This is a genomic window from Streptomyces sp. NPDC050704 (genome assembly GCF_040654355.1).
In the GTDB taxonomy this organism is placed as follows: domain Bacteria; phylum Actinomycetota; class Actinomycetes; order Streptomycetales; family Streptomycetaceae; genus Streptomyces.
In genome coordinates this window covers 1-22,455 of the sequence record NZ_JBFAHW010000046.1, presented here as the reverse complement: position 1 = coordinate 22,455, position 22,455 = coordinate 1, and the positions used below count along the sequence as shown (strand labels likewise).

Annotated in this window: 21 protein-coding genes; 18 read left to right on the top strand and 3 right to left on the bottom strand. The window is 69.7% G+C overall.

What is annotated here, in order from left to right; all coding sequences use genetic code 11:
• Nucleotides 1-57: 57 nt before the first annotated feature.
• The 6 genes from AB0I18_RS26055 to AB0I18_RS26030 all read left to right on the top strand — a co-directional run bounded on the left by AB0I18_RS26055 (nucleotide 58) and on the right by AB0I18_RS26030 (nucleotide 5,799).
• Nucleotides 58-1,587, top strand: coding sequence for an anchored repeat ABC transporter, substrate-binding protein (locus AB0I18_RS26055; RefSeq protein ID WP_363107987.1), 1,530 nt, complete (start codon nucleotides 58-60; stop codon nucleotides 1,585-1,587).
• Between the two features lie 5 nt (nucleotides 1,588-1,592).
• A complete protein-coding gene (locus tag AB0I18_RS26050; RefSeq protein WP_363107986.1) occupies nucleotides 1,593-3,263 on the top strand; it encodes a TIGR03773 family transporter-associated surface protein in 1,671 nt (556 codons plus the stop codon).
• Nucleotides 3,256-4,020, top strand: a complete 765-nt coding sequence (locus AB0I18_RS26045; protein ID WP_363107985.1) for an anchored repeat-type ABC transporter ATP-binding subunit — start codon at nucleotides 3,256-3,258, stop codon at nucleotides 4,018-4,020. The genes AB0I18_RS26050 and AB0I18_RS26045 overlap by 8 nt, the downstream gene beginning before the upstream one ends.
• A complete protein-coding gene (locus AB0I18_RS26040; protein ID WP_363107984.1) occupies nucleotides 4,017-4,904 on the top strand; it encodes an anchored repeat-type ABC transporter permease subunit in 888 nt (295 codons plus the stop codon). The genes AB0I18_RS26045 and AB0I18_RS26040 overlap by 4 nt, the downstream gene beginning before the upstream one ends.
• Nucleotides 4,905-5,106: 202 nt before the next feature.
• Nucleotides 5,107-5,409 (top strand): hypothetical protein, encoded by a 303-nt coding sequence (locus AB0I18_RS26035; protein WP_363107983.1) that lies wholly within the window; start codon nucleotides 5,107-5,109, stop codon nucleotides 5,407-5,409.
• An 81-nt stretch (nucleotides 5,410-5,490) separates the two neighbouring features.
• Entirely contained in the window at nucleotides 5,491-5,799 is a 309-nt protein-coding gene (locus AB0I18_RS26030; RefSeq protein ID WP_363107982.1) for a metalloregulator ArsR/SmtB family transcription factor, read from the top strand.
• Between the two features lie 28 nt (nucleotides 5,800-5,827).
• Here the strand turns inward: AB0I18_RS26030 and AB0I18_RS26025 are convergent, their stop codons facing one another.
• The 3 genes from AB0I18_RS26025 to AB0I18_RS26015 all read right to left on the bottom strand — a co-directional run bounded on the left by AB0I18_RS26025 (nucleotide 5,828) and on the right by AB0I18_RS26015 (nucleotide 8,543).
• The gene (locus AB0I18_RS26025) at nucleotides 5,828-6,709 is read right to left on the bottom strand and encodes a metal ABC transporter permease (protein ID WP_363107981.1); all 882 of its coding nucleotides are present in this window, start codon (nucleotides 6,707-6,709) and stop codon (nucleotides 5,828-5,830) included.
• Nucleotides 6,706-7,512, bottom strand: a complete 807-nt coding sequence (locus AB0I18_RS26020; protein WP_363108037.1) for an ATP-binding cassette domain-containing protein — start codon at nucleotides 7,510-7,512, stop codon at nucleotides 6,706-6,708. Before AB0I18_RS26020 ends, AB0I18_RS26025 begins: the two co-directional genes overlap by 4 nt.
• Nucleotides 7,513-7,607: 95 nt before the next feature.
• Nucleotides 7,608-8,543, bottom strand: a complete 936-nt coding sequence (locus AB0I18_RS26015; protein ID WP_363107980.1) for a zinc ABC transporter substrate-binding protein — start codon at nucleotides 8,541-8,543, stop codon at nucleotides 7,608-7,610.
• Between the two features lie 324 nt (nucleotides 8,544-8,867).
• On the opposite strand from AB0I18_RS26015, the gene AB0I18_RS26010 reads away from it, so the two are divergent.
• The 12 genes from AB0I18_RS26010 (at nucleotide 8,868) to AB0I18_RS25955 (ending at nucleotide 22,348) form a co-directional block, all read left to right on the top strand.
• Complete coding sequence (locus AB0I18_RS26010; RefSeq protein WP_363107979.1) at nucleotides 8,868-10,346, top strand: Y4yA family PLP-dependent enzyme; 1,479 nt, start codon at nucleotides 8,868-8,870, stop codon at nucleotides 10,344-10,346.
• Nucleotides 10,343-11,662 carry a pyridoxal-phosphate dependent enzyme gene (locus AB0I18_RS26005; protein WP_363107978.1) on the top strand — a complete coding sequence of 440 codons (1,320 nt, stop codon included), beginning with the start codon at nucleotides 10,343-10,345 and terminating at the stop codon, nucleotides 11,660-11,662. The genes AB0I18_RS26010 and AB0I18_RS26005 overlap by 4 nt, the downstream gene beginning before the upstream one ends.
• A 1-nt stretch (nucleotide 11,663) precedes the next feature.
• Nucleotides 11,664-12,881 carry an aminotransferase class V-fold PLP-dependent enzyme gene (locus AB0I18_RS26000; protein ID WP_363107977.1) on the top strand — a complete coding sequence of 406 codons (1,218 nt, stop codon included), beginning with the start codon at nucleotides 11,664-11,666 and terminating at the stop codon, nucleotides 12,879-12,881.
• A 95-nt stretch (nucleotides 12,882-12,976) separates the two neighbouring features.
• Nucleotides 12,977-13,738 carry a class I SAM-dependent methyltransferase gene (locus AB0I18_RS25995; protein WP_363107976.1) on the top strand — a complete coding sequence of 254 codons (762 nt, stop codon included), beginning with the start codon at nucleotides 12,977-12,979 and terminating at the stop codon, nucleotides 13,736-13,738.
• A 116-nt stretch (nucleotides 13,739-13,854) separates the two neighbouring features.
• Nucleotides 13,855-14,418 (top strand): cysteine hydrolase, encoded by a 564-nt coding sequence (locus AB0I18_RS25990; RefSeq protein ID WP_363107975.1) that lies wholly within the window; start codon nucleotides 13,855-13,857, stop codon nucleotides 14,416-14,418.
• A 58-nt stretch (nucleotides 14,419-14,476) separates the two neighbouring features.
• Entirely contained in the window at nucleotides 14,477-15,205 is a 729-nt protein-coding gene (locus AB0I18_RS25985) for a hypothetical protein (RefSeq protein ID WP_363107974.1), read from the top strand.
• A 417-nt stretch (nucleotides 15,206-15,622) separates the two neighbouring features.
• A complete protein-coding gene (locus AB0I18_RS25980) occupies nucleotides 15,623-16,792 on the top strand; it encodes an ATP-binding protein (RefSeq protein ID WP_363107973.1) in 1,170 nt (389 codons plus the stop codon).
• Nucleotides 16,789-17,190, top strand: coding sequence for a roadblock/LC7 domain-containing protein (locus AB0I18_RS25975; RefSeq protein WP_363107972.1), 402 nt, complete (start codon nucleotides 16,789-16,791; stop codon nucleotides 17,188-17,190). Before AB0I18_RS25980 ends, AB0I18_RS25975 begins: the two co-directional genes overlap by 4 nt.
• On the top strand, nucleotides 17,187-17,564 hold the full coding sequence (locus AB0I18_RS25970) for a DUF742 domain-containing protein (RefSeq protein ID WP_363107971.1): 378 nt from the start codon (nucleotides 17,187-17,189) through the stop codon (nucleotides 17,562-17,564). Before AB0I18_RS25975 ends, AB0I18_RS25970 begins: the two co-directional genes overlap by 4 nt.
• Nucleotides 17,539-18,144 (top strand): ATP/GTP-binding protein, encoded by a 606-nt coding sequence (locus AB0I18_RS25965; RefSeq protein WP_363107970.1) that lies wholly within the window; start codon nucleotides 17,539-17,541, stop codon nucleotides 18,142-18,144. Before AB0I18_RS25970 ends, AB0I18_RS25965 begins: the two co-directional genes overlap by 26 nt.
• A complete protein-coding gene (locus AB0I18_RS25960) occupies nucleotides 18,141-19,487 on the top strand; it encodes a cytochrome P450 (protein WP_363107969.1) in 1,347 nt (448 codons plus the stop codon). Before AB0I18_RS25965 ends, AB0I18_RS25960 begins: the two co-directional genes overlap by 4 nt.
• Nucleotides 19,488-19,813: 326 nt before the next feature.
• Nucleotides 19,814-22,348: a tryptophanase gene (locus AB0I18_RS25955; RefSeq protein ID WP_363107968.1), complete on the top strand. Its 2,535-nt coding sequence runs from the start codon at nucleotides 19,814-19,816 to the stop codon at nucleotides 22,346-22,348.
• Nucleotides 22,349-22,455 lie beyond the last annotated feature (107 nt).

Genomic DNA, 22,455 nt, shown 5'->3' with positions numbered 1-22,455 from the left:
GGCCCGCCGTCTGTCACCGGTCTCTGAATTTTGAAGCCTGAAGAAGGAGGAGCCCCCATGCGGGCCCCGAGACGCACCACAGCCGCCCTGCTCGCGGCCGCCACGTTACTCGCCGGATGCAGCGGCGTGGGAGCAGGCGAAAGCGGCGACAAACTGGCGGTGTCCACGACGACCGGAATCATCGCCGACCTGGTCCGCCAGGTCGGCGGCGACCGGGTCGAGGTCACCTCGATCGTGCCGCACCACGGTGACCCGCACTCGTACGAGCCGAGTCCCGGCGACGCGGCCAAGGTCGCCCGGGCCGACATCGTCTTCAGCAACGGGCTGCTGCTCGAAGAGCCCGGGATCATGAAGATGGTCCACAGCAACTCCCGCAAGGACACACCGAAGATCGCCATCAGCGAGAAGCTGGAGCAGTACGGCGGCACGGTCATCAAGCTGGAGGAGGACCTCGGGCTCGATGTGCTCTGGCTGGGGTGGGCGGTCGAGGGCAAGGTGGTCGGCGACGGATCCCAAGTGCGGACCACCGCCACGAAGTTGACGGGGCCCGGCGATCTGCACGTCTATCTCACGGACACCCTCGGCACACCGCAGAGCTACCTCGACTCCTCGGACGGTCTCGACGCGAAGGACTCCTTCACGCTGCCGCCCGAGGCGCACACCCACGTCAACTGGGTGTTCACCGAACCCGGTACGTACGAGCTGACCGTCAAGGGCGAGACCGAGTCGCTGGACGGGACGCGGGCGGAGGCCGGCAGCGGGACCATCACCTTCGCCGTCGGCGGTATGGGCGACCAGGGGGCGAAGGGGAAGAAGCTGCTCGGCACCGGGCACGCCGACGTCGCGCTCAACGCCGAGAAGCACGAGGTGTCCGTACGGGCCGATGACGCGAAGACCGGCGGCCGCGTGCACCACGCGGCCGACGAGGTCGTCATGTCGGTACCGGACAAGGCGAAGGAGGCCGTGCCGAAGGAGAAGGCATACCGCTTCCTCGGCGCACCCGGCGCCGACGTCTGGGTGCTGCCGCAGGCCGTCATCGGCAAGCACGTGCACGGCGAGATGGACCCGCACGCCTGGGAGGACGTCGCCAACGCGGAGGCGTACGTACGCCGGGTCGAGACCGAGCTGATCAAGGCCGACCCGGACGGCCGCAAGGCCTACGAGCGGGGCGCGGAGGCGTACCTGAAGCGCCTCGGCGCTCTCGACGAGGAGGTCGCGGCGCGGCTCGCCACCATCCCGGACGCGAACCGCAAGCTCATCACCACGCACGACGCCTTCGGCTACCTGGCCAAGGCCTACGGCATGGAGGTCGCGGGCTTCGTCGTCCCCGTGCCCAACCAGGAGCCGAGCGCGGCCGAGGTGGAGCAACTCGGCACCACCGTCCGGGAGAAGAAGGTGCCCGCGGTCTTCCTGGAACCGAATCTCGCGGCGCGCGCGGACGTGCTGCGCCGGGTCGCCGAGGACGAGGGCGTCAGGATCTGCACGATCTACGGCGACTCCTTCGACGACAAGGTCGACGACTACGTGGCGATGATGCGCCACAACGCGAAGGAACTGGCCCGCTGTCTGGGCGGGGAGGGGAGTTGAACCCGATGAGGGACACAACAGCCGTACGAAGAAAAGCCGTACGAAGAAAGAAGATCGCCGCCGCCGTGGCGCTCGCCGCGGCGGGGGCCATGGCCGTGGCGGCGGCGCCGGAACCGCGCGAGACCGCGGCCGCCGCCGTCGGCCGGATCGCCCTGGACGAGCGGGGCATCGCGCTCGGGGCACCGGAGGACGCCGTCGAGATCGACGACACGCACAGGACCGCCGTACCGGAGGAGGAGGCGTACCGCTTCCTCGGCGAACCGGGCGCGGAGGTCTGGGAGTTGACGGACATCCCGTGGGACACGACCGGGGTGGCCCCGGGCGCCGCGCACGAGGACAGCGTGCGCTGGTCGCTCACCGGCGTCGAGGGCCCGGGCGGGCTGGCCGTCTACGACGTGGGCGCGGACGGGGAGCCGGTCGTGCGCTTCGACAGCGCAGACGGGCTGCCGGACGGCTACGACCTGCCGGCCGGCGCGCGCGGGGACGACGGGACGCGGTGGGCGTTCGGCGCCCCCGGCACGTACACCCTCACCCTCGCCGTCGAGGCCGAGTCGGCCGACGGCGAGAAGCTGAGCACCCAGGAGGCCTACACGGTCCTCGTCGGCGACGAGGCCATCGCTCGGGCCGCCGAGGAACCCGGCACCGGTGCGGAACCGCCGCTGGACGCACCGTCCACCGGCAGCCCGGACGCCGCCGAGCCGCCTGCCGCCGACGGTGCGCCCGCCACGAACCCCGGAGCGCTCGTCACCCGGCCGCAGGCACAGGCACAGGCGCAACCCCGGACGCGCGCACGGGAGGCCGCCGCCGCGGACGACACCGCCGCCGTGTCCGAGCGGAAGGTCCTCGACGAAGGCCACGTCGACTTCGCCGCCCGCATCGTCGACAACAAACTGCAGATCCACATCAAGGACGGCACGGTCTCGGGAAAGACCACCTGGCGTGAGCCCTCCTCCGTGGTCATGCACGTCAAGCCCGCGGCCAGGAACACCCTGCCGGACAGCGACGACTTCGCGTTCCTCGGCAAGGGCGGCGACCCGGTCTGGCTGCTCGACCAGGTGCAGCAGGAAGGCCTGCTGTGGCCCGGCTGGTCGACGGACAACATCAAGGCCGGGGCGAGCAGCGGAGGCGTGGAGTTCTCCCTCACCAAGGTCGACGGACCGGGGACCTACGCGCTCTACACGTACGACGCGATGTCGGGCGCGAACGTCCTGTTCAACAGCAAGGACGGGGTGCCGGATTCCTTCGACGTCGCGCAGAACACGCACGCGCACGGCGGGTGGGCGTTCACCAAGGAAGGGACTTACCGGCTGACCTTCAGGATGAGCGGAACGCTGGCGAACGGCACGAAGGTCTCCGACACCGAGACGGTGACGTTCGTCGTCGGCGACACCGACCCCGGCACGGTGACACCGGGCGACGGTTCGGGCAAGGGACCGTCCGGAACACCTGGGACCCCCGACTCGAAGGGCACGGGCGGCACGGCCGATCCCGCGTCCGGCTCCGGGTCCAACTCCGGTTCCGGCTCCACGGGCGGTTCGACGGGTGGTTCCGACGGTTCGATGGCCTCCACCGGCGCCGGGCAGGCGGTCCTGCTGGGCTCGGCGGCCGCCGCGCTCACCGCCGTGGGCGCCGGGTCCTTCCTGGCCGCCCGGCGCCGGAGGACCGCGCGTGGCTGACAGCCTCACCGACGGCGCCGACCCGCTGCTGCGGGTCACCGGCGCGACCGTCGTCCTCGGCGGGCGGACCGCCCTGGAACAGGCCGATCTGTCCGTCGCTGCGGGCGAGTTGGTCGGCCTCATCGGCCCGAACGGCGCCGGCAAGACGACCTTGCTGCGCGCCGTCCTCGGCCTCGTGCCCATGGCCGCGGGCGAGGTGTCCGTCGAAGGACGCAAGGGGCGGCGGGCCGGGCAGCGCATCGGATACGTACCCCAACGCCACGAGTTCGCCTGGGACTTCCCCATCGACATCGCGGGCGCGGTCCTCACCGGCCGTACCCGCCAGATCGGCTGGCTGCGCCGGCCGGGCGCCGCGGACCGGGCGGCCGTGGACGAGGCGCTGGAACTGACCGGGCTCACCGACCTGCGCCGGCGACCCGTCGGCGAGCTCTCCGGCGGTCAGCGGCAGCGGGTCCTTGTGGCCCGCGCGCTGGCCGCGGGGCCGCGCGTGCTGCTCCTCGACGAGCCGTTCACCGGAGTCGACGTGCCCACCCAGGAGTTGCTGAACGAGCTGTTCGGCCGGCTGGCCGCGGAAGGCAGGGCCCTGCTGATGACCACCCACGACCTGGCGGCCGCCGCCCGCACCTGCGGCCGGGTGGTGCTGATCAACCGCACGGTTGTCGCCGAGGGCGGCCCCGAACTCCTCGCCGATCCCGCCCAGATGCTGCGTGCCTTCGGCCTCGACCGGGTGATCGGCGCGGCGGTGACCACCTCATGAGCGAGCTCCTGAACTTCCTCACCGACCCCTGGCAACTGCCCTTCATGCAGCGGGCGTTCGCCGTCGCCGCCGTCATCGGCCTGGTGTGCGGCGTGGTGGGCGTGTACGTCGTGCTGCGCGGCATGGCGTTCATCGGCGACGCGGTCGCCCACTCGGCGTTCCCGGGGGTGGCGCTCGCGTACGCCTTCGAAGGCAACCTCCTCCTCGGCGGCGCCACGGCCGGCATCACCACCGCCGTGCTCATCGCCTTCGTCTCACAGAACCGGCGGCTCAAGGAGGACACCGTCATCGGCGTCTTCTTCGCCTTCGCCTTCGGCCTGGGCATCGTCCTGGTCTCCACGCGCGACAGCTGGACGACGGACCTGTCCTCGTTCCTGTTCGGCCAGGTGCTCGCGGTCAGTGCGTCGGACGTGTGGACCGTGGCCGCCATCGGGACCGTCCTGATCCTCGTCGTGCTGGCGATCGGCAAGGAACTGGTCGCCGTCAGCCTGGACCGGGAGGCGGCCCGCGCCGCCGGGCTGCCGGTGTTCCGCCTCGACCTGGTCCTGTACGTGCTGGTCACCACGACGATCGTGATGTCCCTGGAGGCCGTCGGCAACATCCTCGTGCTCGCCCTGCTGATCACCCCCGCGGCCACCGCGCGCATGCTGACCGAACGGCTGTGGGCGATGACCCTGCTGGCCTCGGTCATCGGCTGCACCGGAAGCGTGGCGGGCCTGTACGTCTCGTACACGTACGACCTGGCCGCGGGCGGCTCGGTGGTCGTGGTCCTCACCGCCCTGTTCGCCCTCACCTGGTGTCTGGCACCCCGCCACGGACTGCTCACGAAGCTCGTCCGACGCCCGGACCCCACCGCCGCCGTTCCCGTGCACGCCGGACGGTGACAGCCGACGAGCGGCTCCGCGCACCTTGCGGAGCCGCTCGTCGTGCTCGCCGGAGGGGCACGGATACCCCGCCTTTACCGCTTGCCGCAGGGGTCTTTACCTGTCGCATGCAGAAGTTGCTATATATTGATGTCGCAATGCATCGACCGGCAGCGCCATGCGCGGCCACAGACGCACACCCGCGACACAAGCAGGAGTCCCGATGACCAGCGCCACCGACCACCGCACTCACGAGAACCACACGCACGCACACGGCGAGGGCTGCGGTCACGTCGCCTTCCCGCACGCCGACCACACCGACTACGCGCACGACGGTCACATCCACCGGGCGCACGGCGACCACGTCGACGAGTGCGCCGGCGGCGACCACGCCGCCCACGAGGGTCACGACCACCAGCACGGCGAGGGCTGCGGGCATGTCGCCGTGCCGCACGAGGACCACACCGACTACGTGCACGACGGCCACCGCCACGCCGCCCACCAGGGACACTGGGACGACCACTGACACGCACGCGCTGACGCGACGCCAGGCGGGCCCAGCGCAACCACATCGGAAATCATTGTCATATGCTAATGTCTGCATATCATGACGACTTCCCCTCCCCCTGTGGACGATCCGCAGCAGGCCCTGCAGGCCGCCAGTGACCTGCTGCGCGCCTTGGCCTCACCCGTGCGCGTCGGCATCGTCCGCGAACTGTCCGGCGGCGGGAAGTACGTCCACGAACTGGTCACCGCACTCGGAGTGAGCCAGCCGCTGGTCTCCCAGCACCTGCGGGTGCTGCGCACCTCCCGGATCGTGACGGCCCGCCGCCAGGCCCGCGAGACGCAGTACAGCCTCACCGACGACCACGTGGCGCACATCGTGCTCGACGCCATCCGGCACGCCCAGGAGTAGGCACCTGACCCGCACGCACGCGTGCGGGTCAGCCGGGTTGGAGCACGGTCTTCCTGGCTCCCCACTGCCGGGTCCGGTAGGTGCCCACGAGTCGGCAGACGACGTAGATCGTGAACGAGATGGTGGTCACGTACGGGCTGATGGGGATGCTGCTGCCCAGTGCGAGCAGGATCCCGCCCTCGATCGAGGTCACCGCGAACACCACGCTCAGCACGGGCAGCAGCACCGGGGACGCGGTGACCCGGGCCGCGGCGGCTGCCGGGGTGACGACGAGGGTGAGGACCAGCAGGGCTCCGACGATCTGCACCGACAGGGCGACCGCGAGCCCCAGTACGACCATGAAGGCGAACGACAGTGTGCGGACCGGCACACCACGCGCCTCGGCCACCTCCGGGTCGGCGCTGGCGAACCCCAGAGGCCGCCACATGACGGCGAGTGCGACGAGCACCAGCGCCGAGGTGCCGAGCAGCCAGGACATCTGCGGGGTGTCGACGGCGACGATCTGTCCGGTGAGGATGCCGAACTTGTTCGCCGCCCGGCCCTTGTACAGGGCGAGGAAGAGCACGCCGAGGCCCAGGCCGAACGGCATGATGATGCCGATCACCGAGTTGCGGTCCCGGGCGCGGGAGCCGAGCAGACCGATCGTTCCGGCCGCGATCAGCGAGCCGACGATCGAGCCCGCCACGATGTTCACCCCCAGCAGCAGGGCCGCCGAGGCGCCGGCGAACGACAGCTCGCTGATGCCGTGCACCGCGAACGGCAGGTCCCGCATGATCACGAAGACGCCCACCAGGCCGCCGACCAGGCCGAGGGCGGCGCCCGCGATGAGGGAGTTGCGGACCAGGGCGAGCAGTTCGCCGTAGTTGTCGAAGCTGAAGATCTGCTGCCAGATTCCGTCGGCGCTCGTCATGGGCGTACTCCGTCCGGCAGTTCGGGATGGTGCGCCGGTACCGGCACCTCGTCGGGGGCTCCGACGACCATGATCCGGTCCCGGACGCGGACCACGTCGACCTGTGTGCCGTACAGCTGCGAGAGCGCCTCCGAGGTCAGCACCTCCTCCGGTGCGCCGACCCGGAAGCCGCCGCGGGCGAGGTACAGGACCCGGTCCACAAGCCCGAGGACGGGGTTGATCTCGTGCGTCACGAAGACCACCGCCGTGTTGTGCGAGCGGCGCCGGGCGTCCACGAGTTCCGTCACGGCCCGCTGATGGTGCAGGTCGAGGGAGAGCAGCGGCTCGTCGCACAACAGGATCCGCGGATCGGTCGCCAGCGCCTGTCCGATGCGCACGCGCTGCCGCTCCCCGCCCGAGAGCAGGCCGACGGGAACGTCCGCGTACGCGGCGGCCCCGACCGACCGGAGGACCTCGTCCACCCGGCGGCGGACGGCGCCCGTGCGCAGCCGCGGCCCGAAGACATGCCCGTCGATACCGAGCCGGACCAGGTCCCGGGCGCGCAGTGTCGCGTGGGCGGACAGCGCCGTCTGCTGTGGGACGTAGCCGATCTGCCGGCTGCCCTTGCGGGGCGGCCGGCCGAGGACCGTCAGCGTCCCGGCGGACAGCTGCCGCTGGCCGAGCAGGGCGCGTACGAAGCTGGTCTTGCCCGACCCGTTCGGCCCGAGCACGGCCACGAACTCCCCCGGCCGTACGTCGAGTTCCAGCCCCTGCCACAGCACGCGCTCGCCGTAGGACAGGGCCGCGTCGCGCAGGCTGATCACCGGGGTGTCCGCGCCGCGGTCCTCCCCGGCGTCGGGATGCCGCGGGGCCGTGCCGTCCTGCCGGGCGCGGGGTACCGGGGCCACGGCCGGCTGCCTCACTTGGCCAGCGCGCTCGCGAGCGCGTCGACGTTGGCGGTCATCCAGCCGAGGTAGTCCTCGCCCGCCGGCAGGGTCTCGGTGACGGGGACGACCGGGATCCCGGCGGTCTTGGCAGCCTGCTCGGCCTTCTCGGTCTGCGGCCCCGAGGTCTGCTCGTTGTACACCAGCGCCTTGACCTTCTTGCCGGTGAACTGCGCCAGCGTGGCCTGCAGGGTCTTCGGGGAGACGTCGTCGCCCTCCTCGATGGCCTCGCTGAAGGCGGCGGGCGTCGCGTTCTTGAGCCCGCTCGCCTCGATCACGTACAGCGGTACGGGTTCGGTGATGGCCACCGACTCGCCGCCGTGGTCGGTCTTGATCTGTGCTTCCTTCGCCTCCAGCGGCTTCAGCTTCGACTTGAAGGCCGCGGCGTTCTTCGTGAAGGTCGCCGAGTCGGCCGGGTCGGCCTTGGCCAGGGCGGCGGCGATGCTGTCGGCGACCTTGCCGGCCGTCGGGAAGTCGTACCAGACGTGCTCGTTGAGTTCGCCGCCCGCCGGGGCGGTCTTCCCGGAGATCTTGACGGCGTTGATCACCTCGGCGGACGAGTTGCCGCCGCTCTTCAGCATCCGGTCGACGAAGTCGTCGTAGCCGCCGCCGTTCTCGATGACGACCTTCGCCTTGGACAGCGCCAACTGGTTGCGGGTGTTGGCCTCGTAGGAGTGCGGGTCCTGGTCGGGGTCGCTGATGATCGAGGTGACCGCCACCTTCTTGCCGCCTATTTGCTCGGCTATGTCCCCGTAGACGTTCGTCGAGGCCACCACCGGGACGACGGACGAGGCGGCGGCCTGCGAGGTGTCGGCGTCGCTTCCGGAGTCGGACGAACTGCCGCAACCCGCCAGAAAGGCCAGGGAGACGCCGGTGATCAGCGCCAGACGCCGGGACGAGGACACGCGCATGGATTCCTCCGCAATAGGGTGATAAGTCCGCCGGGTCGAGCCTGCCTCGGCGCCACCGCCACGCTAGATGGAAACGGATGTCAAGACCGCCTTTAAGCCAATCGATATGACAATCATTGCCGAAAGATGACCCGGTGATGTCGAAGACCAGATCTGCGCCGAGAGCCCCCGTGTTCTGAGCATCACGTCCCAATGAGGTACGACTCCGACAGCGCGGGGCGTAAAGAGCACGGGGGGAGGGAAAGTGGTTATACGGCGAACCGTGGGAGGAAGCGTCGGCTGCGCTCGGCATGCCGGGCCTCGGCGGCCAGGGGAGGACCACGGATGGGCGGGCCCTTGTATCTGGAACCGCAGCTCGGCCCCCGGCTTCGATCCCTGCTGGCCACACCGGGGTTCCCGCGCATGCTCACCGACGCGCTCGGATCACCGCTCAACGTGATCGTGCCCGACCAGATCGCCGAGAACCTGGACCGGTTCCGGTCCGTCTACCGCGACCACCACCTGTCCGGACAGATCTTCTTCGCCCACAAGGCCAACCGGTCCAGCGCGCTGCTGAGGCGGCTCGCCGCGACGGACGCGGGGGTGGACGTGGCGTCGCTGGGCGAGTTGCAGCACGCTCTCGGCGCCGGGTTCGAGTCCGGCCGGATCTCGGCCACCGGACCCAAGAACCCGGAGTTCCTGTGGCTCGCCGCCCGCGCCGGAGTCACCGTCTGCGTCGACTCGGTCGGCGAGCTGGACCAGCTCGCCGGTCTCGTCCGCAAGTACGCGCTCTCCCCCACCCGCGTCCTGCTGCGGTTGTCGGGGTTCGAGGCCTCCGGCGTCCGGGTGCTGAGCCGGCGCAGCCGCTTCGGCTGGCCCGTACAGGACTTGGACGCGTTACTGGAGGCGGTCGACCGGCACGCGGACGCGACGGAGCTGGTCGGTGTGGCCTACCACCTGGACACAACCAGTCTCGCCGAGAAGACGACCGCTCTGGAGGGCTGTCTGAACGTCCTGGAGGCGTGCCGGAGCCGGGGACTGCGGCCACGGGCCGTCGACATCGGCGGCGGATTCGGCGTCAACTACCTTGCCCACCAGGAGCAGTGGGAGCAGTACACCACCGGCCTCACCGACGCCGTGCTGGGCAGGCGCCCGCCCCTGACCTGGCAGGGCCATGGTTACGGGCTGCGCAACGAGGGCGGCACACTGCGCGGCGCGCTGGGGCTGTACCCGGCTCACCGGCCGGTCGCCGGCGAGCGTTACCTCGACGAACTGCTGGCACACCCGGCCGCCTCGCTGGGCGGGCGTTCGCTGGCCACGCTCCTGCTGGAGCACCTGTACGACCTGCATATCGAGCCCGGACGGGCGCTGGTGGACCAGTGCGGACTCACGCTGGCGACGGTGCTGGAGGTACGCGATTCCGGCACCGGCGGTGATCTGCGGGTACGGCTGGCGATGAAGGCCGACGACGTCGCCCTGGAGGAACACGGGGTGTTGATGGACCCCGTCGTCATCCCGGTCGCGCCAAGGGACGGCGCCGGGCCGCGCGCCGACGCCGGGCCCGTCGCCGTCCATCTCTTCGGCAGTCTCTGCCTGGAGACCGACATGATCACCCGGCGGACCGTCTTCCTGCCGCACCGGCCGCAGCCGGGCGACGTGATGGCCTTCGCGAACACCGCCGGGTACGCCATGGACTTCCACGCCGGTCGCGCCCAACACCAGCCCGTCGCCCGCAAGGTCGCCGCCTGGCAGGACGGCGACACCTGGCGCTGGTGCCTCGACGAACAGTACTGGCCGACCACGCCTTCGAGGGGACACGAGTGAGGTACGACAGCATCACCGACGCCATCGGCAACACTCCGCTGGTGCGCATCGACCCTGCCGTGCACGGTCTGCGGAACATCGACCTGTACGCCAAACTGGAGATGCTCAACCCCTTCGGCTCGGTCAAGGACCGCGCCGCCTGGAACATGGCGCGTCCCCACCTGACCGACGCCGCCGAGCACGGGAGCCAGGTCGTCGAGCTCTCCAGCGGCAACACGGCCAAGGCGCTGGCCGTCATAGCCGGGATGCACGGTCTCACCTTCAAAAGCGTCACCAACCGCATGCGGGTACCCGAGATCAAGGATCTGCTCCTGCTGCTCGGCGCGGAGATAGAGGAGCTGCCGGGCCAGAGCGAATGCCTCGACCCGACCGCCACCGACGACCCGCTCACCCTCTTCCACCGCACCCTCGCCGAGTCCGGCAGCGCCTATCTGCACACCGACCAGTACTTCAACCCGCGCAACACCGAGGCCCACCTCACCGGCACGGGCCCGGAGATCATCAAGGACCTGGACGGCCGGGCCCCGGACTGGTTCATCGCCTGCGTGGGCACCGCCGGCTCCTCCACCGGCGTGGCCACGGTGCTGCGCGACCACGACCCGCGGGTACATGTCGTCGGACTGGTCGCGGGCAAGTCCGACTTCATCCCGGGCATCCGCACCATCGACGAGGTCCACGAAGTCGGCCTCTTCGACCCGGACACGTACGACACGATGGGGACAGTGAGCGCCGACGAGGCCATCGACGGCATGCTCACCCTGGTCCGCCGCTGCGGCATGCTGGCCGGGCCCACCGGCGGGGCCGCCTACTACGGAGCGGTCCGCCACCTCCGCGCGATCGACGCCGAGCTGACGGAGCGCCGGTCTGCGGTGTTCATCGTCTGCGACCGCGTCGAGAGCTATCTGAGCTACGTCCGGCAGCGCCGGCCGGATCTGCTCGGCCGTCCGGCGCGGAAGAACTCGGTGGCCGATCTGTCCGCCGCCGAAGTGCGCGCCGCCCCGGCCGTCGGCGTGGCGGACGCCCAGCGGTGGATCGCCACGGACCGGCCGCTGGTGGTCGACCTGCGCAGCCCCTTCGCGTACGCCGCGCTGCACATCGACGGGTCGGTCAACATCGTCGACGAACTTTTCGACGAACTCGTACGGGGCGGCCTGCCCTTCAGCCGCAGCCAACCGGTGCTGCTGGCCTGCCCGGTGGGCGAGAAGTCCGCGCAGTACGCGGCGCTGCTGACCCGCCTGGGGCACCCGGACGTCCGCAGCCTCGCCGGCGGCATCGTCGCCTGGCGCGACGCGGGCGCACTCCTGGTACGGGACTGACATGACCGTCGCCTGCACCCGGGACAACGGCATGGTCTTCCCGGACGACCTGCGGGACTGGCAGCGCGAACTGCGCGCCCAGTTCCCCATCATCACCGGGCACCCGGAACTGACCTACCTGGACAGCGCGGCCACGGCACAGAAGCCGCAGGCCGTGCTGGACGCCGTCCACACCTACCTCACCACCGCCAACGCCAACGCCGGGCGCGGCACCTACCCCTGGGCCAACCGGACCACGGATCTGGTGGAGCGGACCCGGGACCGCGTCAGGGAGTTCCTGGGCGACCCGGCTCCGGAACGCTCCGGCGTGCACTTCACCAGCGGTACGACCGACGGGCTGCGCACCGTCGCGCGCGACTGGCTGACCTCGTACCTCGCCGACGGGGACGAGATCGTGGTCCCCGACGCCGACCACCGGGCGAACATCGAGCCCTGGCTGGAGACGCAGCGGCTGCTGGCCCGTCAGGGGGTGCGCGTGCACGTCCGCCGGATGCCGTACCAGCCGGGCTCCGGCGACTACGACCACCTCGCGCTGTCGGAGCCGGCCGGTCGGCGGACCCGGTTCGTCGCCGCCACCCATGTGCACCACGTCTACGGCGGGAACATGAACGTCCACCGCATCCGCCAGGCGGTCGGCCCGGACGCGGTCATCTGCCTGGACGCCGCCCAGAGCGTCGGCCATCTGCCGGTGTCCGTGGCCGACCTGGACGTCGACTTCGTCGTCTTCTCCGGGCACAAGGCCCTGGCCCTGTCCGGCTCGGGTGCGGTCTGGGCCCGCCAGACGCGCGGACCGGCCTTCGCACCGGGCGGGTGGAGCGGCACTCCGAACACCGCCGGGATCGCCTCACTGGCCGCCGCGCTGGACTGGCTGGACGCCGCCGGCACCCACCGGATCGAGCGCTGGACGGTCGCCCTGGCGGCCCGCCTCACCGACGGGCTGCGCCACCTGGACGCCTACGACATCCTCGGCTGCCCGCTCAGCCTGGCCGCCGGCTCACCGGTGCAGCAGCGCCAGGGCATCGTCACCTTCCGGCATCGCGACATCACCTCGGGCGACCTCGGATTCATCCTGTTCAGCCACGGCTTCATGGTCCGCTCCGACAACCACTGCCAGGGCAGCGCGGGTGAGACGACCGGCTCGGTGCGCGTCAGCCTGCACGCCTACAACACCCCCGAGGAAATCGACCGGCTGCTGGCCGTACTCGCCGACCTCGCCTGACACGGTCCCCCAAACGTGAATGGAAACCGTTTCCACCTGTAGGCTGACAAGGGTTCCGGCAGACAGGTGCGAGACGGCGAGGGTGGCGCGACCGGATGGGACTGAGCATGGCGACGGCCGAGCTGTGGGTGGAACGCTGGGAACGCCAGCAACAGCGGTACGCCGTCGGCCGGGAGGAGCGGTTCACCGTGATCGCCGACGTGGTCGAGCACACCACGGCGGACCGGGCGGGCCGGCCCCACGTGCTCGACCTCGGCTGCGGCCCCGGCTCGCTGGCGGCGCGGCTGGCCCGGCGGCTGCCGGACGCGGACATCGTCGCCGTCGACATGGACCCGCTCCTGCTGGAACTCGCCCGCACCCACCACAGCACCGCCGCCCGCTACGTCGACGCGGTCATCGGCGAACCCGGCTGGGTCCAGGCCCTGGACCTGGACCGCCCCCTGGACGCGGCCGTCTCCACGACCGCGCTGCACTACCTCGACCCGGACACCCTGCGCCGCACGTACCAGCACCTCGCCACGCTGCTGCGCCCCGGCGGCGTCCTCGTCAACGGCGACCACCTCCCGCCGGAGGACGGTCCGGGGACCGCCGGGATCGCCGCCCACCTGGGCCGGCTCCGGGCCGAGCGGCAGCGGGTGTTCAACCACGAGGACTGGACCTCCTGGTGGACGGCGGCGGCCGACGACCCGGAGCTGGCCGACCTCCTCGCCGAACGCGGCCGCCGAGAGCCGGCGACCGGCAACACCGCCGGTCTTCCCCTCTCTGCGCATGTCCGACTGCTGCGCCAGGCCGGCTTCGCGCAGGCCGGCCCGGTCTGGCAGTACGGCAACAGTTACGTCGTGGTGGCGATCCGTTAGCCCGTCGCCCCCGTCCGTTCCACGGCTCCCCCTACTGCCCTAGGCTCCGCGGGAGGTGTCGGACGGCGGCTCGTTCGGTCCTGCTCTTGTTTCTCGGAGGGGAAGGGACGGCAAGCATGGCGAACAGCGCGCTCCTGGTGATGGACGTCCAACGGGACGTCGTGGCCATCGCCGACGACGGTTCCGGATACCTGCCGCGCTTGCGCAGGGCGATCGACGGTGCCCGGGCCGCCGGCCTCCCCGTGATCTACGTGGTGATGGGGTTACGGCCGGGCGATCCGGAAGTCAGCCCGCGCAACAGGGTGATGACAAACGTCGTGCGGGCCGGCCTGTTCCGCGAAGGAGCCCCTGGCACCGAGATTCATGACGATGTCGCGCCCCAGCAGGGTGACGTCGTGGTCACCAAGAGGAGGGGAAGCGCGTTCTCGGGCAGCGACCTCGACCTGATACTCAGGGCTCGCGACATCGACAGCCTTGTTCTCACCGGCATCGCCACCAGCGCTGTGGTGCTGTCCACCCTGTGGAGCGCCATCGACCTGGACTTCGGCCTCACCGTCCTGGCCGACGCCTGCCTCGACACCGACCCCGAGGTGCACCGGATGCTGATCGAGAAGCTGTTTCCGCAGTGGGCCGATGTCATCGCCGTCGAGGACTGGGTCGAAGCCGTCGCACCGCGATAGCGGCGGGAACCTGCACGCGGCCGTCAAAGGCCGATGCCGTACAGACGACACTGATGGCATGTACGTCCACCGGTTTCCGCCCCCGTCCGTCTACGGCCGCCTCCGCGTCGAACGGCAGAACCTCACGCCCGCCCGCTGGCTGGAGCAACGCCCGCCGGGCAACGACGGGTTCGGCACGGTGGCGGCGGTGTGCGCGCCCGGCTTCGACGCGTACGCGCGGATCCTCCACCCGGCCCTGCTCGGTACGGAACCGGTGCGGTGGGCCCAAGTCGCCGGCGTGTACGGCCGATCGGTCTCCGCGGGGACGCGCTGGCACGAACTGATCGGCGCCCAGGACTCCCTCCTCTACCGCAACGACGACACCCCGGCCGTCCCCGGCGTCTGGGACGAGCACCCGCACGAGGGCCCGACCCCCGCCGATGTCGCCGGCGCCCTGATCTCCGTACTGTCCCGGCACACCAGCACCCCCGACCACTGCTGGTACGGACTGTGGGAGGGCTACGGCCACTACGACTGGGACGGCCTCCCACTCTTCCGCACGCCCGGCCGCGACGAGGTCCTGCTCGCCGGTCCCCTCGACGACGCCGACTCGCCCGCGCAAGGCCCCGACGAGGTACCGCCCGAAATCCCCGACCTGTGGTGGCCCCAGGACCGCGCCTGGTGCGTGGGCGGCGACGTCGATCTGGTGAGCACGTACGTCGGAGGTTCGGCGGCCTGCATCGCGGACCTCCTCGCGGCCCCGGGCCTGGAGGTACACGCGGTCGCCGAAACGTCCACGGTCAACTGACACGCGTCAAGAGCTGCGAAGCACGCCTTCTCGGTGCCCATACCCCCATTGCGGCGACATCTTCTACCCGGAACCGCACACTCCGGTCACCGATACCGAAAGCCACAGAGGGACCTTTTGGGATATCGCACCCCGACCTCGGATAACGACCCGATCACGAAAAGGACCCCACCCTATCCGAGCCCTTCACAGTGCAGCTGACGACCCGTCAACGTTCGCAAGTGCTCCTCAAATTGACGGGTCGTCACAAGTTCATGCGGTGATACGATCTCCGCACTTGCCGAGCGGACCACAGGCACAGAATGACCCACTGGCCAATCGTCCGGCCCGGGCGGTAAACCCTGCGCAGCGGGCTGTCGGTGCGTCGCGCTGAACGGGATTTCAGTAGCTGACTGTCAGTCGTTTGAAGAGAGTCTTATGACGTATTACATGCAGGACCCGGCTCTCTGGGCTCTCATCGCCGGAACTCCGCTTGCAGCTACCGCCATTGTCCGGGGGCAGAAGGCGGTGCGGAGGTTACGGCAGGAGAATGAAGGGCTCAGAAATCACTACGCCGAGCTGGAGAACCACTATTCGGCCTCGGTGAAGAAGGCTCAGGACCAAGCCGAAGAAGCAACGAGGTCGGCGCTCAAGTCCGCGATGCGAACGCTCCAGGGCCTCGCGGCCGAGCAGCAACTGGCCATTTCCAAACTGCAGACCAAGTACGGCGAGTCGCTGGTTCTCCGGGACCTCCTGGAAATCGACCACATGAACTCGCAGTTCGGTCGGCGCGCCCAGTCCATCGCCGTGCTGTGCGAAGGCTGGCTGGGGCGGCAGCGTGACGTTGCCTCGGTGTTCGACGTGGTCCGCAGCGCGCAGGGCAGAATCCGGCACTTCAAGCGGGTGGAGATTCTCTCGCAGGTCGGCTTCGGCGTCACCAGCCGAGCCGTCGAACCGGTGGCGCTGGCCCTCGCCGAGTTGCTCGACAACGCCACCAGCTATTCGGCGCCGGAAACCATGGTCGAGATCAATGTCCGCGCCGTGCCCAAGGGCATCTGCATCGTCGTCGACGACGCCGGTGTCGGTATGAACGAGGAGGAGAAGGCCAGGGCCTCGAAGCTGCTGTCGAGTGAACGGGCCTCGGGTGTCTCCGGGCTCGGCAACCCTCCGCAGTTCGGTTTCGCGGTGATCGGTGTGCTCTGCGAGCGCTACGGCTTCACGGTGTCCGTCGACTCGACCTCGCCCTACGGGGGTGTGCGGGCCGTGGTTCTGCTGCCCGACGAGCTGCTCACCAGCCTGCCCGAACCGAAGGAGCGAGCCGAGACTGTGAGCACCGTTCCCCCACCGGACCCGGCCGGCCCGGAAACAGCCGAAGCTCCGCCCACCACCGCCGACGGGCTGCCGAAGCGCCGCCGCAGGCGAGCCATGGCCATCGTGCCGCAGAGTTCCGAAACCGCGGACGCCCCGATCCGCTCCGACGCGGAGACCGCATCGATCATGGGTGCCTTCCAGCGGGGCACACAATCCGGTCGAGCCACGCACCTGGACACCGCGGGCCGGCCGAGCAACACACGTGATGCGAGCAGCGAAGGGCATGAGGTTTCGTGAACAACGATGTGTCATGGATGCTTGACGGTGTCTTGGAAATACCCGGGGCCCTTCACGCGGTCCTGATCTCCGCCGACGGGCTGCTGATGGCCGCCTCGAAGGAGGTCGGCAAGGACAACGCGGACACCGTCGCCGCCGCGATGAGCGGTGTGCAGTCACTGAGCCGCTCGCTGGCGTTCTTCGTCGACGGGTCCGACCTGAAGTGGCGGCAGACCCTGGTGGAGTTCGACGGTGGCTGGGTCTTTCTGATCTCCGCCGGCGAAGGCGCGTATCTCGCGGTCTCGGCCTCCATCGACATCGACATGGCTGACATCACCTTCCGGATGCAGCAGCTCGTCGGCCAGCTGGGCAAGGCACTGACAACTCCGCCGCGCGAGAACACCGGCGCACGGCCGTGATCGATCCCGACAGGCAAGAGCCCGAGGCCGCTGAATTAGTGCGGCCGTACGTCATCACCAACGGCCGCGACCTCCCCGCGGGCGACCAGTTCACCCTGATCACCCTGGTCACGGCAGCCGCCGACCAGCAGCAGCGGCCGGCCCTGCTCTCCCCCGAGGAGCAGAGTGTCCTGCAGATGTGCTCCGGCGGCTATCTCTCGGTCGCCGAGATCGCGGGACACATGCGGCTGCCCATGGGTGTGGTGAAGATCCTTCTCTCTTCCCTCGCCGAGGGCGGCTACCTCATGACGCGTGCGCCCGTGGAACGCGCCCGCCTCGTCGACCAGCAGATTCTCCAGGAGGTGCTGGATGGTCTCAAGGCCCGTTTTGGATGAGCAGGCCTACGTCCGTGGCGGCGCGGCACAGACCGCCGTGAAGATCCTGATCGTCGGGCACTTCGCGGTGGGCAAGACCACGTTCGTCGGGACGCTCTCCGAGATTCCCCCGCTGTCCACCGAAGAGACGATGACCCGGGCCGGAGAGGACATCGACGACCTCAAGGGCGTCCGGGGCAAGACCACCACCACGGTGGCCATGGACTTCGGCCGCCTCACGATCAGCGATCACGTCGTGCTGTACCTGTTCGGTACGCCGGGGCAGCAGCGTTTCGTGCAGATGTGGGAGGACATGGCCCGCGGCGCCCTCGGGGCGCTGGTACTGGTCGATCCCGAGCGGCTGGCGGATTCCTTCGCCGTCATCGACCTGATCGAGCAGTACGGACTCTCCTACGCGATCGCCGTCAACCACTTCGACGGCACCCGGATCCGGGATGAGCACGCGCTGCGCGAGGCCCTCGATCTGCTGCCCGACACACCGGTCGTCACCTGCGACGCGCGTGACGAGAGATCTTCGGCCAGCGCCCTGATCACGCTCGTCCACTATCTCCAGGCCAGTGCCCGCAAGGAGCAAGTATGAACACTGAGTCCACCGGCCCGGTGCCACCGCCCGGGTGCCCGGCCCACGGCACGGGTGAACGAGTGCCGATGTACGGACCGGAGTTCGCGACCGATCCGCAGGCCTACTACGACTACATGCGTCACTTCGGGCCGACCGCGCCTGTCGAGCTCGCTCCCGGTGTGGAGGCGACGCTGGTGACGGACTACTCGGCGGCGCTGCAACTGCTCCAGAACTCGGGTGCCTTCCGGAAGGACTCGCGTCACTGGCGGGACTTCGGCGAAGGCAGGATCAGCCCGGACAGTCCGGTCCTTCCGCTGCTGGCGTACCGGCCCAACTGCATGTTCAGTGACGGCGCCGAGCACATGCGGCTGCGTCAGGCGGTCACGGACAGCTTCGCCCGGGTGGACTCGTACTGGCTGGGCCAGATCACCGAGCGGGTCTCCAACTACCTCATCGCCCAGTTCAGTTCCCGCGGCTCGGTCGACCTGCTCAACGACTACGCCAAGCTGCTGCCGCTCTTCGTGTTCAACGAACTCTTCGGCTGCCCCGCGGAGATCGGCGACCGGGTCATGTTCGGCATCTCCGGCATCTTCGACGGCGTCAACGCCGAGAAGGCCAATGAGGTACTGGTCCACGCCGTGTCCGAGCTGGTGGCGCTCAAGCGGTCCCGGCCCGGTGACGACGTCACCTCGTGGCTGATGGAGCATCAGGCGCGCCTGACCAACGAGGAGATGGCCCATCAACTCGTTCTGCTCCTGGGCGCGGGCGCGGAACCGCTGCGAAACCTCATCGCCAACACCCTGCATCTGCTGCTCACCGAGGACCGGTACGCGGCGGGCGGGCTGATCGACGAGGCCATCGACACCACGCTGTGGAAGAACCCGCCCATGTCCAACTACGCGCCGCACTATCCGGTGGCCGACATGGAGTTCGCCGGACAGAAGCTCAAGGCGGGCGATCTGATGCTGGTCAGTTTCGCGGCCGCCAACTCCGACCCGGCCCTCTCGGCGTCCCGCCATGCGCCCAGCAACCGGTCCCACCTGGCCTGGAGTGCGGGACCGCACGCCTGCCCGGCCAAGGACCCGGCCCGGCTGATCACCGTGGCGGCCATCGAGAACCTTCTCAACAAGCTGCCCGACGTCGAACTCGCGGTGCCCGAGGACAGCCTGACCTGGCGTCCGGGCCCCTTCAACCGAGCGCTGGCCGTGCTTCCCGCCCGCTTCACGCCGGCCCGGGCCACGCAGCGCCCGGAAGCACAGCAAGGCGCGGATTCGGCACCGCGCGACGACCAGGGAACAGCGCAGGGCAAGCAGGACCGCACAGGGCTGTGGAGTTCCTTCCTGTCCTGGTGGAAAGCGTGAGCTACGTAACAGATACCGACATCACCGCACTGCATGAAGGTTCAACCGAAGGGGTACGAATGAGCGCGGTATCCGTGTTGGTCACGAGTTAAAGGAGGTGTCGTGGAGCCCTCGTCCACTGACGCCACTTCCGCTCAACGCTCCGCAGTCACACACCGCCTCCGACGGCAGGCGGCACGGGGAAGTTCCAACCCCCGCGCCATACAAGCCATATCGGCGACAGGCATCGAACTCCCCTTACCAGCAGGCGAGATACCCGCCCTCACAGGCGGGTATCTTTTTGCCCTCCCCCACAGCACGCGCTCCACTGTCCGTCAGGAGCGCCGGTGATCACCTCTCGTGCAAACGGCCGAAGCACTCCGGGAACGGAGTCACTCGGCGCCTTCGTCGCCGGTCAGTTACAACGGCTCTGCCACGTCGCGGGACTGGGGCAGTCCGACGCGGACGGTTACGTACGGGTACTGACGGACAGTCTGGGCCCCGCCGCGGAACGGCCGTTGGGTCTGCCTCCGCCCTACCCGACGTTCCTGTCCGACGACCACACACCGGTGGAGTTCTCCCTCTCCTTCGTACCGGACGCGCCCCCGACCCTGCGCGTGCTCCTGGAACCGGGGTGGGAGGCCGGCAGCCTGGCCGACAACGGCCGCACCGGACTGCGCGTCGTGCGGGCCATGGCGCGGCGCTGGGGCTTCGCCACCGACCAACTCGACGCGCTGGAGGACCTGTTCTTCCCCGCCTCCCCCAAGGGGCCGCTGGCGTTGTGGTGCGCGCTGGAACTGCGCCCCGGTGGAGTCCCCAAGGTCAAGATCTACCTCAACCCCTCGGCGGCGGGGCCGGAACGGGCCGCCGAGACCGTGCGTGAGGCACTGCGCAGGCTCGGCCACCACCGGGCTTTCGCGGCCCTGCCCCAGGCGGACGACTATCCGTTCTTCGCCCTCGATCTGGGCGACTGGGACACCCCCCGGGCGAAGGTCTACCTCACCCATCGGGGCCTGTCGCTCGCCGACGCCGGCGCCCTGGCCCGTATGAACGACGGTCCAGGGCCCGAAGCGGTACGGGAGTTCATGCGTACCGCGGGAGGGCTCGACGTCACTCCGCATCCCCCCGACGCACGGCTCGACGGGCGTGCCGTCCTCTCCTGTCACTCCTTCACCGAGACGGCGACCGGCCTGCCGAGCGGCTTCACCCTCCACGTACCGGTCAGGGACTACGTCCGGGACGACGGGGAGGCACATGCGCGAGCCCTGACCCTGCTGACCCGTCACGGCATGGACACCGCCCTGCTCGACAGGTCGCTGGCGGGCGTCACCTCCCGCTCGCTGCACGACGGCATCGGACTCATCGCGTACCTGGCGCTGGCCCACGAGCAGGGACGACCGCCACGCATCACCGCGTACATCTCCTCGGAGGCGTACGAGGTACGGCCGGCCCGGGCCGCGCCTCGAGAAAACACCCCCACAGCAGGAAAACCCAAGGCAGGAGCAGCGTCGAAGATGGAGCCGTACCGGATCAAGGTCGTCGAACCCATTCCCCTGACGACACCGCAGCAGCGCAAAGCGGCGATCGAGCGGGTGCACTACAATCTCTTCGATCTGCGCGCCGACGAAGTGACCATCGATCTGCTGAGCGACTCGGGCACCGGCGCCCTGTCGTCGGCGCAGCTCGCCGCGGGCATGGCCGGTGACGAGTCCTACGCGGGCTCGCGCTCCTTCTACCGTTTCCGTGACACGGTGACGGAACTGACCGGCTACTCCCACATATTGCCGGCCCATCAAGGGCGCGCCGCGGAACGCATTCTGTTCTCGACACTCCTGAAGCCCGGCGACACCGTGCTGTCCAACACGCACTTCGACACCACCCGGGCCAACGTGGAGCTGGCCGGCTGCCAGGCCCGTGACCTGCCCTGCGCCGAGGCCCGGGACCTGGACAGCAAGGAACCGTTCAAGGGGAACATCGACCTGGAGGCGCTGGAGAAGGCGCTGGCCGACTCGAACGGCTCACACGTTGCCGCTGTTGTCATGACCATCACTAACAACGGCGGCGGCGGTCAGCCCGTCTCCATGGACAACCTGCGGCGGACGGCCGAAATCTGCCGTCAGCACAGCGTGCCCATGATCCTGGACGCCGCCCGGTTCGCCGAGAACGCGTGGCTGGTGACCCGGCACGAAGCGGCCTACCGCAACCACACCCCCCGCCAGGTCGCCGAAGAGGCGTTCCGGCTGGCCGACGGCTGCGTCATGAGCGCCAAGAAGGACGGCATCGTCCACATCGGCGGCTTCATCGGGCTGAACGACCCTGAGCTCGCCCAGAAGTGCGAGCTGCTCCTCATCGCCACCGAAGGCTTCCCCACCTACGGCGGCCTGGCCGGACGCGACCTCGACATGATGGCCGTGGGCCTCCAGGAGGTGACGGAGCCCTCCTACCTCGCGGAGCGGGCCGACAGCGCCGACTACCTCGCCCAACGCGTCCGCGCCGCCGGCGTGGACATCCTCGAACCGGCCGGCCTGCACGCCCTCTATCTCAACGCCGGACGGCTCCTGCCCCACATACCGCCCCACCAGTACCCCGGGCACGCCCTCGCGTGCCGGCTCTACCTGGAGGGCGGCATCCGTTCGGCCGAGCTCGGTTCGCTCTACCTCGGCGAGGAGGACGAGGACGGTAACCCGGTGAAGAGCCCGCCGTACGAGCTGGTCAGGCTGGCGCTGCCGCGCCGCGTCTACACCCGCAGCCACTACGACCACATCGGCAGGACGCTCGAAGGGATCGTCAAGGCCGCGGACTCCGTGCGCGGCTACCGGATCGTGGAGCAGTCCCCGATCCTGCGGCACTTCCGCGCCAAGCTCCAGCCTGTGACCGTCTGATCCAGGGGACGGCTCGACCGAACAGTCCGTGAAGGTGACCGTCACAGGTTCGAATACCGACTACTCCGGTGTCTGTCCGCCGCCCGGCGCGGAGGCGCCCACCTTCA